The organism is Micropruina glycogenica, assembly GCF_900289045.1.
Classification (GTDB): domain Bacteria; phylum Actinomycetota; class Actinomycetes; order Propionibacteriales; family Propionibacteriaceae; genus Micropruina; species Micropruina glycogenica.
Genome location: NZ_LT985188.1, coordinates 3,802,716 through 3,818,692, shown reverse-complemented (window position 1 = coordinate 3,818,692; position 15,977 = coordinate 3,802,716). Strand labels below are relative to the sequence as shown.

The following is a 15,977-nucleotide window of genomic DNA, read 5'->3' as shown; positions in this document are numbered from 1 at the left end:
AGAACGAACTCTCAACCCCTATGGACCCCGGCCGGCCCCTGTGTCAGGGTGACGGCACGTCCCCTCTGGAAGTTCGCATCATGACCAAACCCCTCCACCTCTTGCTCGGCCCGCTTCTGCTCGCCCTGCCCCTGAGCCTCGCACTCAACCCAGGCCAAACCGCACGAGCCCAACCGCTGCCCGCGCTCGTCACCGACGCCGCCCTGGCCAAGAAGCTCGCGTCGGTGCTGAGTGATTCCAGAGTCACCCGCGGCACCGTCGGGGTGGTCGTCGCCGAGTCGTCCAGCGGCGCCGAGTTGTACCGACGATCCGCCACCACCGCCATCTCGCCGGCCTCGAACATGAAGCTCGTCACCGCCGCCGCGGCTCTCGACCTGCTCGGCCCCGGGCACACCTTCAGCACCGACGCCTACGCCCCCGCCGCCCCGGTGAACGGCGTTGTCAGCAAGCTGTATCTGAAGGGCAACGGTGACCCGACGCTGCGTGAAGCCGACCTTCGAGCCCTTGCCACCCAGGTGAAGGCGGCCGGCATCACGAAGGTCACGGGCGGCGTCGTGGGCGACGGTGGCTACTTCGACTCCGACCTCTACAACAACTACTGGGACCCCGACGACTACAACAACTCCTACGCCGCCCAGATCTCGGGGCTGACGCTGTCACCGTCATCGGCCTATGCCGTGGGCACCGTGCAGGTCACCTACCAACCCGGGTCTGGCAAGGGCAAGAAGGCGAAGCTGGGCCTCGTGCCCGCCCTGGCTGCGGGCTACGTGAAGCTGGTCAACAAGACCACCACCACCTCGGCCGGTTCAGGCGCGTCGATCAGCGTGCGCCGCAGCAACCACACCAACACCATCACCGTGTCGGGACGGGTGGCGCTCAAACGCAGTCTGGTGAAACGCACCGTGACGATCAGCAACCCGGCCCGCTACGCGGCCCACGTGTTCACCCGTGTGCTGCGCGCGGCCGGGGTCGATGTGCCGGCCTCGCCCACCACCGGCAGCACCCCGACCGTCCGGGTGCAGGTGGCGTCGGACACCTCGGTGCCGCTGAGCACGATCGTCACCCTGCTGATGAAGCCGTCGAACAACGGCATGACCGAACACCTGGCCAAGACCCTCGGTCGCGTGGGCACCAAAGCCGGCACCTGGAAGGCCGGAGCGGCCGTCATACGCACCTGGCTCGCCAAGACCCAATCAGTCCCCTCGACGGTGGTGCTGGTGGACGGCTCCGGGCTGGCTCATCGCAACAAGCTGACTGCGCGCGTGCTCGTCCGGCTGCTGCAGTACGCCCAAACCAGGCCCTGGTTCGACACCTTCTACAACGCGCTTCCCGTGGCCGGTAACCCCGACCCGGCGATCGGTGGCACGCTGACCGATCGCATGGTCGGCACCGCTGCGGCCAACAACCTGCACGCCAAGACCGGCACGCTCAGCGGCATCACGGCTCTCAGCGGCTACGTCACCGATCGAAGTGGACGGCGCTACACCTTCTCGATGCTGGGCAAGTACTCCGGTTCGTCGCCCAGAATCGTCTTCGACAAGGTGGGCGCCACCCTGGCCGGCTGGACGAGCTGAGGAATGTCGCGGGGCGTCCGCCGGTTGCACAGGCAGGAGGTTCTACATGCTGTTCACCAAACCGACCATGGTCGACCCACGCGTGGCCCTGAAGGGCCGCGACGTCGCCGTGCTCAACCAACCCTTCTTTCACCGCGTGTTCGGGCACCGCATCGACCGGGTACCCGAGGGCGCCGAGGTGGCGGTTCTCGGCCTGGGCTGCTTCTGGGGCGCCGAGAAGCTGTACTGGAACACCCCCGGCGTGCTCAACACAGCCGTCGGCTACGCGGGTGGGTACACCCCCAACCCCACCTACGAAGAGGCCTGCTCGGGCCGCACCGGGCACGCCGAGGTGGTCAAGGTCGTCTACGACCCCACCAAGCTGTCGTACGAAGACGTGCTGCGCATCTTCTTCGAGAACCACGACCCCACCCAGGGTTTTCGGCAGGGCAACGACCGCGGCACCCAGTACAGATCGGCGATCTACACGCTGAACGACGACCAGGCGGCCCGCGCGCGAGCCGTACGTGACGCCTACGCGCCCGAGTTCGCCAAGAAGGGCTTCGGTGACATCACCACCGAGATCGCTCCCGCGGGCGAGTTCTACTACGCCGAGGGCTACCACCAGCAGTACCTGGACGCCACCCCGTACGGCTACTGCCCCGTGCACGCCACCGGTGTGACCTGCAACCCACCGAGCTGAGGGACGCGCCCAATCTGAGCTGATCGAAGCGTGGCACTGTCGGATCTTCGAGCGATACTCACCCGGCCCCTCGTGGGCCGGGTTTTCAATTGCGGGTTACCGCTGCAACTGGTGAGTGTCGGCTTACCATCAGGCGTGCACGTCAGTCGCCGCACTCTGCTGCTGGCCGGGGCCGCGCTGCCGCTGGCCGGCTGCTCGACCTCGGGCCAATGGCAGGCCGTGACGCTCGACGCTGCGCCGACCGCGCTCGCCCCGCTCGGCACCGGGTTGTTGATCGGTACCGCCGGGCCGGCGCTGGCCGGGCCCGCGGGGGCCATTGCGGTGACCACGTCCACCCCCTACGGCAACGAAGCGAACTGGGTGTCGCTGGCCAGCCACGGCGAGCGCATCGTCGGCCTCGGCACCACCCACGGCGGCGCCCACGCCAACAACCGCTGGACGACCTTCACCGGCACCACAACCGCAGTCACCGACCTCGACCAGCCGTTCGACGTCTTTCACGGCTGGGGGGCGGGGCAACTGGTTGCCGCCGTTCTTTCCGGCGACCAGCCCGTGATCGTCGGCTCGTGGCAGAGCCCGATCGCCGGCAACGACGTTGCCGTCTGGCTGCTCGACGGGTCGCGGTGGACGCGCCGTGACTCGGCCGGCACCCCGCTCGCCTCGACCACGACCTCGTTGGTGCAGGCCGCGGCCGCGGAGGGCGGCACCCGGCTGATGGTGGCCGGACAGGCCATCGAACTCTCGCCCCTGCGCACCCGCGCCATGGTCTGGACGACCCTCGACCCGCGCGGCGACTGGGCCTACGTCGAACTGCCGAGCACCGCCACCACCACCAGCGCGCAGGCGATCGCGACGATGGCTGACGGCTGGCTGGTCGCCGGACGCGCCGACGACCAACTGATCGCCTGGACGATCACCGCCGACCTGAATATCACCCCCGTCGAGGTGCCGCAGACACCCGCGGGCGATTCGGTGCAGGTGGCCGGCGGCCCCGACCGACGCGCCCTGATCGTGGCCGCCGACGGCGCCCGGGTGCGGGCGCTGGTCGGCCACACCGGTTCATGGCAGTCGTCGACGCTTCCCGGCACCTCGGTGGTGGCCGCCGCCTGGTCCGACGCCCCCGCGGTGATCACTCGCGCCGAGCAGGGCACCACGCTGTACCGACTACGCTGACCGCCATGATCGACGCCGACCTCGCCGCCAGGCTGCGCACCGCCGGCCTGCCGTGGCGCCCGGCCAGCGGCGACCGGTTCACGATTCCGTCCGGCGACTTTCAGGGCGAGGTTTTCGTCGTGGCCGAGATGACCATCGACGTGCAAGACGTGCCGGGCGGCAGTTCGGTGTTCAAGTTCAACGGCACCACCGAGTGGGCGCTTGACTCGGTGGACGCCGCGCGCGTGCTCTGGCTGCCGCGCGAAGACCAGTTGCGCGCCCAACTCGGCGACGCCTTCAACACCCTCACCGCGGTGCCGGGCGGCTTCGTCGTCACCCTCACCGACGGCACCCGGCACCTCGACATCGACGCCGAACGCGCGTATGCGCGCGCCATGCTGCACGTGTTGGAGACATCGTGACCGTGCTGATCGAGCGGCGCTACCGCGGCCCCGACAACTCCGGCAACGGCGGCTACAGCGCCGGCGCGGTCGCGGCTGCGCTCGGCCCGGCCGAGGTGACCTTGCGCCTGCCCCCGCCGCTGGATCGTCCGCTGCCGGCGGCCACCGACTCCGACGGCGTCACGGTCAGCGTGGACGGCGCCGAGGTCGCCACCGGGCGTCCGGCTGTGTTCGAGTTGGCAGTACCCGAGCCGGTCGGCTTCGACGAGGCCACCGACGCTTCGCATCGCTGCCCCTGGCTGACCGATCACCCGTACCCGCAGTGCTTCGTGTGCGGCACCGACCGTCCCGACGGGCTGCGCATCTTTCCCGGCCCCGTCGAGGCGCGCCGCGTGGCAGCGGCCCCGTGGGTGCCGGACGCCTCCGTGGCCGACGACGGCGTCGTCCGCCCGGCCGTGGTGTGGGCGAGCGTCGACTGCCCGTCGCTGTTCGGGTACGGCTGCTTCGAGAGGTGGGACGCCCTGATGCTGCTGGGGCGGTTCGCCGCACAGGTGTATCGGTTGCCGCGGGTGGGCGAGCCGTGCGTGGTGATGGGGTGGGCGCTCGCCCGCGACGGCCGCAAGCACGACACCGCAGCCGCCCTGCACAGCGCCGAGGGCGAACTGCTGGCCGCCAGCCGAGCGCTGTGGATCACGCTGAAGAACTGAGTCTCGCGCACCGGCCCACCACGGGCAGGTGTCGATCATCGGTGGTCGAACTCGAGACCCCACGCCACCACCGACGGTCGAGCCCGTCGAGACCTCCACGCGAGACCACGGGAAGCGAAGCGATCAGCCCCGAAACACTTCTGCACTGAGCGCGCACCTCGCCGTGCCGGGCGCCGACGCCTCGGGCGTCCGCCGCCGGCGCGCAGCCGCTCGCATCAGCCGTCGGCCCTCCCCGCCCGCACCGAGTCGGTGACCAGGTCACGCAGCACGGCGGTGTCGACGGCGTCGAGCCGCTTCAGGTACAGGCACGATTTGCCGATGCTGTGCGGGCCGAGCCGACCCAGCAGCTCGGCGTGCTGTTCGAACCCTTCGGCCAAGTAGAGCACCGTGGCCGCTTTACGGGCCGAGAAGCCGACCAGCATCCAGGGGGTCTCGCGTCCGTCGGGGTAGCGCAGCGTGCGCGATCCGAACCCGACGATGCTGTCGCCCCACATCACGGCAGGCTCTCCGGTCACCTCGGTCAACAGAGCACAGATCTGCCGGGCGTCGGCTCGGCGCCGCTCGTCGGGCACCGCGGCCAGAAAGTCGGGCACGCTGGCGCTGGTCGGTTGGGTCTGCATGGTCGCTCCCCCTGTCCCTGCGGTGGACGGTCGCGCGCCGCAACCTTCACGGTAACCCAGCGGACGCGCCCTGGCGAAGAGGTCCGCACCGTCGGCGCACCGCGGCTCACGCCCGAAGATCTCTCAGCCGCCACATAGGGTTGTGGGCATGACGCAAGCAGCCATACCCCAGGCGCGCCCCGCGTGGCACGACCAGGCGACTATCGACCGCTTTCTCGACAACGCCCACGTGTGGGCCGTCGTGGGGCTGTCGGGCGACCCCGCACGCACCGCCTACGCCATCGCCGACCTGCTGCACAGCCGTGGCAAGCGGGTGGTACCGATTCACCCCGACGCCCCTGAGCTGTTCGGCGAGCAGGGGTACGCGACCCTCGCCGAGGTGCCGTTCGAGATCGATGTGGTGGACGTGTTCCGCCGGTCAGAATCAGCCGGACGCTTCGTCGACGAGGCCATCACGATCGGTGCCGGCGGGGTCTGGTTCCAACTGGGCGTCATCGACCACGCCGCGTTCGAGCGGGCCGAAGCGGCGGGCCTGCCCATGGTGATGGACACCTGCCCCGCCATCGAATGGAAGCTGCGCGAGACCCGCTGATCGGTTGGTCGAGCTTGTTCTTGGTCGAGCTCGTCCAGACCACTGTGGGTGCGTCGGCTGCCGCGGAGCTGAGGCAGCCCTGTCACGCCCTCGCCGGACTGCTCGGCTAGCGCCTCACATGCGCAAACGCCGGACCACGCCCTGACAAGGGTGCCTCCGCTCCGCTTGAAAGTTCCGTTCAGCGGTCATCCCGTTGTACGGGGGCTCTCTCGGCCACGCATTGAGACCCGTTGACTTGAATGGTCAAGCGTGTCGCGACCTGCTCCTCCAGTTGATTTCGACCAGCTGAAGCCCTCAGGCGGGCGCCTGCGCCTCACGGTGAGTCGTGCTGCGCCGAAGCGGACGAAACATCGCCCGCCGCGCGCGAATACCGGCGCTGAACTCGGGCCGCTCCAGCGGGTGCTGACCCACCTCGACCTCGACCTGGTCGAGCAGGTCTTCGATCAACGCGTCGTGCAGCGGCAGAAGAATGCTGCGCACCTGCGCCGATGGGTGTTCGAGCATCAACTCGTGGGTCCAGCTCAGGCCGTCGTCACCGGCCGGATCGACCCGCAACTCGTGCCAGCCGGTGAGCGCCGGCCTGCAGTCGGGCTCGAACTCGAACCGCACCCGACGTCCGGGTTCGACCTCGAGCACGCGGTAGCGCACCGGCCCTTGCTTGCCGTGGCTGCCCACTTCGAGTCCCTCGTCGAGCCGCAGCCGTAGCCAGCGGTCTTTCGGCCAGATTCGATCGTCCGCACCGCCAAGGGTGGCGAGCAGCCGCTCGGCGTCTTTCATCGTGCCGTCCGTGACCCGGGAGTGCACCGAACGCACGCCGGTCGGGGTCACGGTTGTCGAACCAGTCATTCGCGAAAGCCTTTCCATACGCTCGCGTACTGTAACCATACGCCTGCGCACGGTAGGCTGCAAGAGTGGTTCAACGTGCGATCGCCAAACGTCTCAGCCGACAGGACTGGGTCGATGCGGCGTTGCGCTCGACAGCGCAGGTAGGGCTCGAGAACGTGTCGGTCGAGGCGCTCGCCAAGACCCTGAACGCCACCAAGGGCAGCTTCTACTGGCACTTCACCGACCGCGCCGAATTGGTGGACGCAGCCCTGGCCGAATGGCAGCGACGCACCACCACCGAGGTGTTCGACGGCATCGGGCACGCACCCACCGAAGACCCCGTGGCCCGACTGATGGACCGGGTGCTGAGCCTGGGCCGGGCCGACGACGAGGCGGCCGACTGGCGCATCATGCTGGCCGCCGAGCACCCGCAGATCGGGCCCGCCGTGGCCCGCGCGCACGCCGTGCGCATCGGCCTGGTGACCGACCTGCTGATCCGCCGCGGGTTCGACCCCGGGCGAGCCGAGGCACGCGCCCGAGTCGCTTACGCCGCCTACCTCGGCAATCGCATGCTGATGCACTCCTCCGGCACCGGCAAGCGGCCAGACTCAGCCGCCCTGAAGCGCGAGTTCCTGGCCGCGATCCAAGGTGACCGACCCGGGCGGTAACTCTGGGACGGTTCTCGGTTTCGGCCCACCTGGACGGTAACCCAGAACCGTCCCCGGGCTGCGGCCCACCCGACCCGGCGTCAAGGCCTCAGCGCGACGACACCAGTTGCCGGGGTTCCTTCGCCACGGCGACCCCGGGCCGGGTGCACCGGCCGAAAACGAAGCTGCGCTGCACCTGGTAGCTGGCCACGAACAGGGTCACCTCGACCAGAACCTTGGCCACCGCCAAGGCGACACCGAAGCTCGTCAGCCAGGCCAGCAGCCCGTAGTTGGCCAGCAGCAGCACGGCTACGAGCAGGTAGTAGCGCACCAGCGTGGCGCGCAACGGACGCTGCGAGCCGAACACCATGCGGCGGTTCGTCAGGAAGTTCACCGCAGAACTCAGACCACGGGCGCCGATCACTGCAGCCAGCAGGTTGCCGGTGAGGGCGTTCAACAACAGCAGGGTCACGAAGTCGACACCGAAGGCCACCAGCGATGAGGCCGAGAAGGCCAGCAGGGGCAGGTAGATGCGCAGCGAGTCGACCAGCGGACGAAAGTGCGACGACTCATTGCCGGCGAGGTAGATGGTGGCGATGGGCACCTCGTCGATGGTCCAGCCGGCCTCGCGGGCGCGCAGCAGCAGGTTGAGCTCATACTCGAAGCGGTCGCCCGCCACGCCGCACAGCCAGGGCAATGCGGCCGAGGGGTAGCCGCGCAGCCCGGTCTGGGTGTCGCTCACGTCGACGCCGCTGGCCGCCCGGAACGCCCAGCGGGTGACCAGGTTGCCGATGCGACTGCGGGCGGGCACCCGTCCGGCGAAGGCACGGACACCCAACACCATCGCACCCGGATGCACGGCGCGCCCGACCCGCAGAATGTCCACCACCGCGTGCTGGCCGTCGGAGTCGGCGCACACCACGTCCTGCCCCGGGTAGTGCCGGGCGATGTGCGCGAAGCCGTGCTTGAGCGCTGCCCCCTTGCCCCGGTTGTCGGCGTAGCCGATCACGTCGGCACCCAGCCGGGTGGCGTCCGAGAACAGGGGCGCGTACAGCGGTCCGCTGCCGTCGTCGACCACGACCACCGACAGTTCAGGGGCCTCGCGGGCCAGGTCGCGCAGCAGGTCGAGCAGGTGGCGGGCGGGTTCGAAGGCCGGAACCAGCACGATCATGGCTCAGCCCGCCACGTACACAATGTCGGAGGTGCCTCGCTCTTTGCCCTTGCCGAGCGGGTTGTTGACCAGAGCGCCGTTGAACACCATGGCGGACGACCCGCCCCCATCGAGGTTGTAGGCCACCTGCGCACCCCGATCGACGAACACCTGCGCGAGTTCGGGCATGGTCATGCCGCGGCTGTAGCCGGTGCTGCGGCCGTCCACGACGACCCAGAGCAGGTGGTTGGCGGCGATCATGCCGACGGCGGTGCGCGGCTGTTCGCCCTGAATGGAGTGGTTGCCGAAGTTGGTGTCGATCTCGATCGAGTCGATCCCGTCGATCACCGTGCCGTCCTCGACCAGTCCGGGGCCGAACGACAGGGTGCTCCACACGCCGTCGGCGATCAGTTGCTTGGCGTTGGTGGCGGTCTCGTCGTAGAGCTTCATCGAGCCGTCGCGATACATGGCCAGACCCTGCCGGGCGCCCTTGTCGCGGTAAGCGATGCCGTCGCGCACCACGATGCCGGTGTCGCGAAACCCGTAGTAGTCGCCGTTGATGGCCAGCACGGCGTTCTTGTTCTTCGCGATCACCGAGGGGTAGGCGGTGATGTTGGTGCCGAACTTGTCTTGGGCGAACGCGGACCTAATCAGCGTGGCGTCGGTGGTGCTGATGTCGGCCACGAAGTAGGTGATGGTGTCAGACCCCGAACCCGTGGTGACCTTCTCGATGCTCAGCGACGTGGTCGAACTCGTGTACCCGTCGTCGGTGCTGGTTCCGGTGGGTGCCGCGGTGGCCGAGTCGGTCACGGTGCCCTCGACGTGTTCGATCACATAGCGATCGAGCGCCCACGCCGCGGTGCCGCCCAGGCCCACCACGCCCGCGGTGCCGCCCAACAGCAGCCGGCGTGACATTCGTCGGGTCAGTGCATCGCTCATGACTCAGTTGTAGAAACCGCCGCTGTGCGGTGTCTGTGACGGGGCTGCGCCGGAGCTGGGTAGGTGGGTCGGACGCTCTTGGCGCCGGTCGGGGCAGACGGGCCCGGTCTTGCCCGCAGCAGATCCCGGCGTTCGCGCGGATGACGAACCCTACCGGCCCAGCGTGACGAAGCCCCTTGCCACAACGGGTCTCGACACGCTCGACCAGCAGCGTCGACGCCGTCTTCGCGGCGCACCCCGGGATCCTTCAGGCGCACTCGGTCTTACAGTTGACCCCATGTGTCGCAACATTCGTCAGCTGAACAACTTCGAGCCGCCTGCCACCAGCGCTGAGGTGCAGGCCGCCGCACTGCAGTTCGTGCGCAAGGTGTCGGGCATGAACAAGCCGAGCAAGGCCAACGAGCAGTACTTCGACGAGGCGGTGCACGACATCGCCCACATCACGCAGCACCTGCTCGATCACCTCACCACGTCGGCACCGCCCAAGAACCGCGAAGAAGAGGCCGCCAAGGCCCGGGCGCGGTCAGCAGCCCGCTTCGCCAGCTGAACTCTTTCGCTCATCGCCCGATGAGGTCCAGATCAGGCCCCGACGGTGGGGTCAGATCCGGATCTCTTCAGCGGGCGAATGGTCAGCTCGCGTCGGCGATGCGGTCGAGCGCGTCTTCCCAGTGCTGGGTGATCGCGTCGGTGTCCCACCCGCCGGGAATGTGTTCGTGCCGGATCTCGACGACGGTGGCGTCGTCGCCCTGCTTCATCAGGTGCAGATCGACCAGCGACTTGGGCGCGTCGCCATCGGCGTGCCAACTGAACCGGATCTGCTCGAGCGGGTGGTAACTGCGCACCACGCCGAAGGTGCCGTTGGATGAGCGCCAGGTATCGCCCTTGTCGCCCAGCACGCCGCCCTCACCCAAGAGGGCCTCGGAGCCGGCGGGTGTTGCGAGCAGGCGCCACACCTCTTTGACTGGCTGGGACACCGACCGTTGCACGACGACGGTGGTGTCCGTGGACTCTGCGAGCGTGTCGCCCGCCATCTGATCTGTCATTGAAACCTCGATCCGACTCGGTCCGAACCCGGTCTTCAGTGGCCGGTGTCTCTCACCATACTCGTGTGCAGTCGGCGGCGGGCCGCGTGTCGATGCACGCTTCTCAGTGTTCGTGCGACTAGAAATGAACCACGACCGGACCGCGTATGAGGTGGTCCGGTCGAGTCGTCCCCAGCGACCGAAGACTAGTCTGCGTGACGCGTGTGACAGATGGTACGAAATCGCATGATTGTGACAGAAGGAAAGTGATCAGGCCGACGACCTGCCAGATTCGAAGAACAATCTTCCCGATTGGTATTGCGCGGCGGCCGTGGGGGGAGTAGACATACAGCTACGCAGAACCCGACGAACCGAAAGTCGCAAGACGGACGGAGCGTCACCAGTGGTTCAGCGAACGGACGAAGATCGAGGTCCATAGCCGTGGAGCAATCCAGGGCGTCTCGCAAGACGAGCGGACGGATCAGCGAATCGACCGTAGTTCGAGGGTCGTCTACCCACGAACAACCAGGGGCCGGACCAACTCATACTTGGTCCGGCCCCGCCTCATTTCTCAGGCGTGTCGACGCCCGCACCCACCGACGTCACCGCTTCGCGGTCGGCTCGACGCGGCACCATCAGCACACCCGATCACCCTCGTGCAGCCACGCCGGGCCGGTTGAGAGAGCGCCACGTGCGCAACCACGGCGTCCCGGGCCCGCGACTGCGCGAGATTACGTCCGATGTGACGGCCGTGACGCCTCAGCCAGCGTGAGGATCCCCCAACACGGACGTAATCTCGCGCAGTCGCGGGCTGGCGCGATAGGCCGACACCGACGGCTCCCCCGGCAGCCAGAAGCGCCACGGACGGCGAGCAGCCACCGACACCCCCACCCTGGGCCCCGACACCGTCGCGACGGCCGGTTCGGCGGCGGGCAGCAGTTCAAGCCCACCCTGGCCGAAGCGCCGTCCGGAGTCGTCCAGAGTGAGCGCGAGGGCCTGGCCGAGGCAACCCGGGCCGCGCGCCAGCCGGGCGTCCGGCACCCCGGGGCGGCGCGAACGGGCAAACTCGAGGCCGTCGACCACCCGGCCGGCCCGCAGCAGCACCGCCGAGCCGCTGCCCGCCGGCCCACAGACCACGTTGGCGCAGATGTGAATGCCGTACGAGCGGTAGCAGTACAGGGTGCCGGGGGGTTCGAACAAGTGCCGGGTGCGCGGCCGCCAGCCGCGGTAGGCGTGGGCCGCGGGGTCGTCCGTACCCGCGTAGGCCTCGACTTCGGTCAGCAACAGCGTCACCCCGTGCACGCGCACGTGGGCTCCGAGCAGCGCCGGCGCGACGGTCAGCACGTCGAGGGTCAGATCCACGGCCACAGTCTGCCCGCAGATCGCTGCGTCGACGAATGCGACGACCCCCGACCCGGCGCAGGTTGTAGTCTCGCTGGGTGCGCCGTACCTCAGCCCTGGTGGCGACGATCACTGTGCTCGGCCTGCTCGGGGGCTGTGTTCAACCCGTCGTGTCGCTGAGCCCGTCGCCGTCGGCCAGCGCCCTCAGCGTCGACCTGACCGCCCCGGGGCAGGCACGCACAATGGTGCGCAAACTGATCGCCAAGGCTGGCACGCCCGACCTGATCCAGGTCGAGATCAGCCAGCTGTGGGCCGCAATCACCGTGGTCAAGAACGGCCAGCCCGAAAGCTGGGCCTGGCGCGACGACACGATCAAGCAGGTCGACACCGACGTGGTCAACGTCGCCCAAACGGTCTTCTCGATCGACGACTTCAACATCGACGACGTGGGCGCGCTGTTTCGCTCGGCGGCCGGCATCTCGGGGTCGGAAAGCAGCCAGCAACTGCAGATCGTCGACTCGTCGTCGGGCGATGTGTTCATGAGCGTGTCGACCAACCCTGAATCGCGCACCGTGTTCTTCTACCCCAACGCGTCGCTGCTGCCCACACTCGACTTCAACACCGCCGGCGGCATCAACCAGGGCCTGGCCGACGTCACCGCCTCGCGTGCGACGGCCGTGGCGATCGGGGTGCAGTCCACCGTCGGCGCGTGGCTCGACTACGCGGGCAGCACCACCAGCACGGTGCGACGACTACGCACGGCGACGGTGCCGGTTACGATCAACGAACGGTCCCAACGGCCCGATCTGCCGCTGTTCAGCGCTGCGCGGGTGAACGCGGGTGCCATCTGGCGGGTGCTCGAAGCGGCCCGTCAGCGCGGCGAGTTCGCCGCGACCACCCGCTGGCAGGTCACGGTGGACGCCCGTAACGGGGTGCCGCGCATGTACTTCACCATCGGCACCGAGTCGCTGGTCACCGATCTGGACGGCCGCGAAGTCCCCTCGTAAGGCGGGTGTGGGCGGCGTCCGGGTGGAAAGAACCCGGCAGCCGGCATGACGTGTTGAGTGGGCTCGAAGGCTGAGGTCGGTTCAAGGGACGGTTCTCCCGGTTCAAGGGACGGGTTCCTTGGTTCACGGGACGGTTCCCTCGGTTCAAGGCGGCAGACACCTCTGGGTGTCGGCGTGTGACCCAGAGGGGCAGAGGGTGCGACCCCGCTCAACCTTCGGCGGCCGCGAGGAACAGCGGCTTCCCGACTACCCACCGAACCGTCCGAGGGCACCGGCACGGCTGGTTCTGTACCGGTGAACAGCCGGCAACCGTCAGTCGGGACGCTGGCTCTGGCTCAACTGGCGAACGTGTTGCATTGGTTCGGGTCACCGGAGTTGAACCCCCTGGCGAGCCAGTTCTGCCGTTGCGCTGCGGAACCGTGGGTCCACGACTCGCGATCGACCCGTCCTGTGCTCTGTTGCTGAATACGGTCGTCGCCCACCGCGCTCGCCGCATCGGCCGCTCGCTGCAGGTCATCGACGGTGATGGCCGCGATGGGCGAGTTGGGGTCTTTGGTGGCGTTCTTCATCCACACCCCGGCGTAGCAGTCGGCCTGCAGTTCGAGCTTCACCTGCGGCGAGTTGGCGCCGGTCTGATTGCCCGCGCGCTGCACCTGGCCGAGCACCCCGGTGAGGTTCGAGATGTGGTGCCCATACTCGTGGGCGATCACGTAGGCCTCGGCGGCGTCCCCGCCCTGGGCGCCCAGCTGGCTGGTGAGCTGGTCGAAGAAGCCGGTGTCGAGGTACACGATGCGGTCGCTGGGGCAATAGAACGGGCCCACCGCCGAGGTGGCGGTGCCGCAGGCCGTGCTGACCTGGCCGGTGAAGATGTGCGTGGTGGTGGGCTGGTAGCCCGACAGGGCCTGGCTCCAGTAACTCTGAATCGAGTTGGTGTAGGCCACGAACCGGCAGTCGCGGTTGGCGTCAATGTCGGCACCGGTCTTGCATTGGGCGTAGTCGTCGGTGGACTGCTGCGGCCCGGCTGCGGTACCCCCGACCAGCGCCCCCGGATCGAAGCCCAGAAACATCGCCAGCAGCACGATGATGATGCCCCCGATGCCGCCGACGGCCATCTTGCCGCCCGCGCCACCCCCGCCCGAGCTGCTGGTGACCTGCGAGCTGTCGAGCCTCGCCGAGTCTTTGTACTGCACCGCATCCTCCGTCGCACGTGTGCCTGCGGGGAGTCTACTGGTGCCTGCCCAACGCACCACAGGGACGGCCGGGGAGTCGGTTTGGAACGCTTACACCCCTCGGCCATCATGGGCAGATGCAGATCGTCGGCGTCGTCGTCGCGGGAGGGCCGGGCGTCTTCGTCCGGCCGCTCGTGCACGGCACCGACCCGCACCGTCTGGCGTGGGAACTGGGGTACCGCATCGTCCGGCCACTGTCGGCGACCGGTATGGGCGACGACCTGACCCTCACCGTGCAGGTGTCGGCGCATGGACGCCCCGTGACCGAGCGCGGTTCGCAGCGGCGGCGGGCGCTCGACCCCGACCTCACCGAGGAAGAGATCGGCACGCCACTGGTGCGGCAGCGGCTGGCCGCCTACTCGATCGTGCTGAGCGATCGGGGGCTGCTGGCCACCGAGTTCTCTGAGCGCACGGCCGTGCCGGGCTCGTGGGGGCTGCCGGGCGGCGGCATCGACGCCGGCGAGAACCCCAGCCAGGCGGTGATTCGTGAGGCCGTCGAAGAGACCGGGCAACACATCGAGATCGCGCACCTGCTCGACATTCAAACCGATCACTGGATCGGACGCTCCCCCGCCGGCGTGATCGAGGACTTTCACGCCGTCCGCATCATCTACGCCGCGACCTGCCCCGCGCCGACCGATCCGGTGGTGCACGACGTGGGCGGCACAACGGCGTCCACCCGCTGGGTGCCGCTGCACGCCTGGCAGCGCATGCACTGGGCGGCAGGCACCCGGGCCCTGCTCGACCGGCATCTGGTACGCCTGGCGATGGAGTTGGGCTACCGACGGCGTTGGGCCACCGGCTAGTTCGGGGACGGTTCTCCAACCAGTCAGGGGACGGTTCTCCAACCAGTCAGGGGACGGTTCTCCAACCAGTCAGGGGACGGTTCTCCAACCGCTCTCCCATTTCGCTGATAGCCCGCCGACAAGGATATTTGCGAAGATCCGCGCGGTTGGGGGACGGTTCTCCAACCAGTCAAAGAACCGTCCCCTCACTTGTTGGGGAACCGTCCCCGACGGCCGCAATCCCGTCCATCCGCCCCAGCACAGCAAAGCGCCGCGAACCCGAAGGTTCGCGGGCTCGGCTTGCGTTGATCAGTTGGAGCGGAAGTACGACAGCAGTCGCAGCATCTCGATGTAGAGCCACACCAGCGTGACGGTGAGGCCGAAGGCCGCACGCCACGACTCGGACGCGGGCGCCTGCATCGCGATGCCCTGTTCGATGTAGTCGAAGTCGAGAATCAGGTTGAACACCGCCAACCCGACGCCCAGCGCCGAGATGAGCAGCAGCAACGCCATGTTGCCGTGCCCGAACAGGAAGTTGATGCCGAACAGCGACAGCACGAAGTTCACCAGCAGCACACCCGCGTAGGCCAGCGTGCCGATCATGACCATCTTGCGGAACTTGTTGGTCACCCGAATGCGGAAGAACTTGTACGCCCCGAGTGTGGCGGCCGAAGCCACGACGGTGGCGAGCACGGCGGCCGGAACGATGCCGTTCCACAACGACTCATACAGCTTGCTGACCGCGCCGATGAAGATGCCCTCGACTGCGGCGTACACCAGCACGGCACCGGGGTTGATCACCCGGCGGGCCGCCACGACCATGACGGTCACGAAGCCCGCGATCGCGCTGATGATCATGCCTGCCATCAAGAATCGGGCCGGCATGAACATGAAGGTCAGAGCGGCAACGCCGATGACGGTGCCGAGCGTGATCGCCGACTTGGTGATCACGTCGTCGATGGTCATCACGCCACCGGTCTGAACCGGCTGCTGCGGCGCGTACTGACCGGGCTGCTGGTAGCCCTGTTGCGGGAACTGCTGGCCGGGCTGCTGGTAGCCGTAGGGCTGCTGGAACCCGCCCTGGGCGGGCTGCTGTTGCGGTGTGAAAGCGTCCGGCCTCGAAAGTACGGGGTTGGAGCTGCGCATAGTGTTTCTCGTCCTCCTTGTGGATTTCATATCCATAGTAGGGAACGCGTAAAGCGGCTGAAAGCTTCCGCACCCTGAGCCGTCCCGGGTGTCGTGGGCACTGCCTTGAACGCGCCGTCCCTCGGCGGGCATCCAGCCGGCTCTCACGATGCCCTTGG

General features: G+C 68.2%; 18 protein-coding genes. 10 read left to right on the top strand and 8 right to left on the bottom strand.

The genetic code is table 11. The features are described from left to right. Window positions 1–80 precede the first annotated feature (80 nt). The 5 genes from dacB (at window position 81) to MPLG2_RS18010 (ending at window position 4,516) form a co-directional block, all read left to right on the top strand. Window positions 81–1,574, top strand: coding sequence for a D-alanyl-D-alanine carboxypeptidase/D-alanyl-D-alanine endopeptidase (gene dacB / locus MPLG2_RS18030; RefSeq protein ID WP_158681328.1), 1,494 nt, complete (start codon window positions 81–83; stop codon window positions 1,572–1,574). Between the two features lie 46 nt (window positions 1,575–1,620). Next, window positions 1,621–2,256, top strand: coding sequence for a peptide-methionine (S)-S-oxide reductase MsrA (gene msrA / locus MPLG2_RS18025; RefSeq protein ID WP_105187346.1), 636 nt, complete (start codon window positions 1,621–1,623; stop codon window positions 2,254–2,256). Between the two features lie 135 nt (window positions 2,257–2,391). Next, window positions 2,392–3,429, top strand: a complete 1,038-nt coding sequence (locus MPLG2_RS18020; protein ID WP_105187345.1) for a hypothetical protein — start codon at window positions 2,392–2,394, stop codon at window positions 3,427–3,429. A gap of 5 nt (window positions 3,430–3,434) precedes the next feature. Beyond that, on the top strand, window positions 3,435–3,830 hold the full coding sequence (locus tag MPLG2_RS18015) for a pilus assembly protein CpaE (RefSeq protein ID WP_105187344.1): 396 nt from the start codon (window positions 3,435–3,437) through the stop codon (window positions 3,828–3,830). Continuing rightward, window positions 3,827–4,516 (top strand): hypothetical protein, encoded by a 690-nt coding sequence (locus MPLG2_RS18010; protein ID WP_197710016.1) that lies wholly within the window; start codon window positions 3,827–3,829, stop codon window positions 4,514–4,516. Before MPLG2_RS18015 ends, MPLG2_RS18010 begins: the two co-directional genes overlap by 4 nt. A gap of 215 nt (window positions 4,517–4,731) precedes the next feature. On the opposite strand, the gene MPLG2_RS18005 is transcribed toward MPLG2_RS18010, so the two are convergent. After that, window positions 4,732–5,136, bottom strand: a complete 405-nt coding sequence (locus MPLG2_RS18005) for a DUF1801 domain-containing protein (RefSeq protein WP_105187342.1) — start codon at window positions 5,134–5,136, stop codon at window positions 4,732–4,734. 148 nt (window positions 5,137–5,284) lie between these two features. On the opposite strand from MPLG2_RS18005, the gene MPLG2_RS18000 reads away from it, so the two are divergent. Continuing rightward, the gene (locus tag MPLG2_RS18000; protein ID WP_105187341.1) at window positions 5,285–5,728 is read left to right on the top strand and encodes a CoA-binding protein; all 444 of its coding nucleotides are present in this window, start codon (window positions 5,285–5,287) and stop codon (window positions 5,726–5,728) included. A 294-nt stretch (window positions 5,729–6,022) separates the two neighbouring features. On the opposite strand, the gene MPLG2_RS17995 is transcribed toward MPLG2_RS18000, so the two are convergent. Beyond that, on the bottom strand, window positions 6,023–6,574 hold the full coding sequence (locus MPLG2_RS17995) for an SRPBCC family protein (protein ID WP_158681327.1): 552 nt from the start codon (window positions 6,572–6,574) through the stop codon (window positions 6,023–6,025). Between the two features lie 65 nt (window positions 6,575–6,639). On the opposite strand from MPLG2_RS17995, the gene MPLG2_RS17990 reads away from it, so the two are divergent. Next, on the top strand, window positions 6,640–7,221 hold the full coding sequence (locus MPLG2_RS17990) for a TetR/AcrR family transcriptional regulator (RefSeq protein ID WP_105187339.1): 582 nt from the start codon (window positions 6,640–6,642) through the stop codon (window positions 7,219–7,221). Between the two features lie 88 nt (window positions 7,222–7,309). On the opposite strand, the gene MPLG2_RS17985 is transcribed toward MPLG2_RS17990, so the two are convergent. Together MPLG2_RS17985 and MPLG2_RS17980 are read right to left on the bottom strand one after the other, a co-directional pair. Further along, window positions 7,310–8,371 (bottom strand): bifunctional glycosyltransferase family 2/GtrA family protein, encoded by a 1,062-nt coding sequence (locus tag MPLG2_RS17985; protein ID WP_105187338.1) that lies wholly within the window; start codon window positions 8,369–8,371, stop codon window positions 7,310–7,312. Window positions 8,372–8,374: 3 nt separating this feature from the next. Beyond that, window positions 8,375–9,289, bottom strand: a complete 915-nt coding sequence (locus MPLG2_RS17980; RefSeq protein WP_105187337.1) for a phosphodiester glycosidase family protein — start codon at window positions 9,287–9,289, stop codon at window positions 8,375–8,377. 277 nt (window positions 9,290–9,566) lie between these two features. Here MPLG2_RS17980 and MPLG2_RS17975 point away from each other — a divergent pair, with 277 nt between their 5' ends. Beyond that, window positions 9,567–9,836, top strand: a complete 270-nt coding sequence (locus MPLG2_RS17975; RefSeq protein ID WP_105187336.1) for a DUF2277 domain-containing protein — start codon at window positions 9,567–9,569, stop codon at window positions 9,834–9,836. An 82-nt stretch (window positions 9,837–9,918) separates the two neighbouring features. Here the strand turns inward: MPLG2_RS17975 and MPLG2_RS17970 are convergent, their stop codons facing one another. Together MPLG2_RS17970 and MPLG2_RS17965 are read right to left on the bottom strand one after the other, a co-directional pair. Continuing rightward, window positions 9,919–10,332 carry an SRPBCC family protein gene (locus MPLG2_RS17970; RefSeq protein WP_105187335.1) on the bottom strand — a complete coding sequence of 138 codons (414 nt, stop codon included), beginning with the start codon at window positions 10,330–10,332 and terminating at the stop codon, window positions 9,919–9,921. A 738-nt stretch (window positions 10,333–11,070) separates the two neighbouring features. Further along, a complete protein-coding gene (locus MPLG2_RS17965; protein WP_231935720.1) occupies window positions 11,071–11,673 on the bottom strand; it encodes a DNA-3-methyladenine glycosylase in 603 nt (200 codons plus the stop codon). Between the two features lie 77 nt (window positions 11,674–11,750). Here MPLG2_RS17965 and MPLG2_RS17960 point away from each other — a divergent pair, with 77 nt between their 5' ends. Then, window positions 11,751–12,659 carry a hypothetical protein gene (locus tag MPLG2_RS17960; RefSeq protein ID WP_105187333.1) on the top strand — a complete coding sequence of 303 codons (909 nt, stop codon included), beginning with the start codon at window positions 11,751–11,753 and terminating at the stop codon, window positions 12,657–12,659. 335 nt (window positions 12,660–12,994) lie between these two features. Here MPLG2_RS17960 and ypfJ read toward each other — a convergent pair whose 3' ends face one another. Then, window positions 12,995–13,849 (bottom strand): KPN_02809 family neutral zinc metallopeptidase, encoded by an 855-nt coding sequence (ypfJ, locus tag MPLG2_RS17955; protein ID WP_105187332.1) that lies wholly within the window; start codon window positions 13,847–13,849, stop codon window positions 12,995–12,997. A gap of 116 nt (window positions 13,850–13,965) precedes the next feature. Between ypfJ and MPLG2_RS17950 the strand changes: the two genes are divergently transcribed. Further along, window positions 13,966–14,694 carry an NUDIX hydrolase gene (locus tag MPLG2_RS17950; RefSeq protein ID WP_231935719.1) on the top strand — a complete coding sequence of 243 codons (729 nt, stop codon included), beginning with the start codon at window positions 13,966–13,968 and terminating at the stop codon, window positions 14,692–14,694. 288 nt (window positions 14,695–14,982) lie between these two features. On the opposite strand, the gene MPLG2_RS17945 is transcribed toward MPLG2_RS17950, so the two are convergent. Then, a complete protein-coding gene (locus tag MPLG2_RS17945; protein WP_105187331.1) occupies window positions 14,983–15,819 on the bottom strand; it encodes a Bax inhibitor-1/YccA family protein in 837 nt (278 codons plus the stop codon). Window positions 15,820–15,977 lie beyond the last annotated feature (158 nt).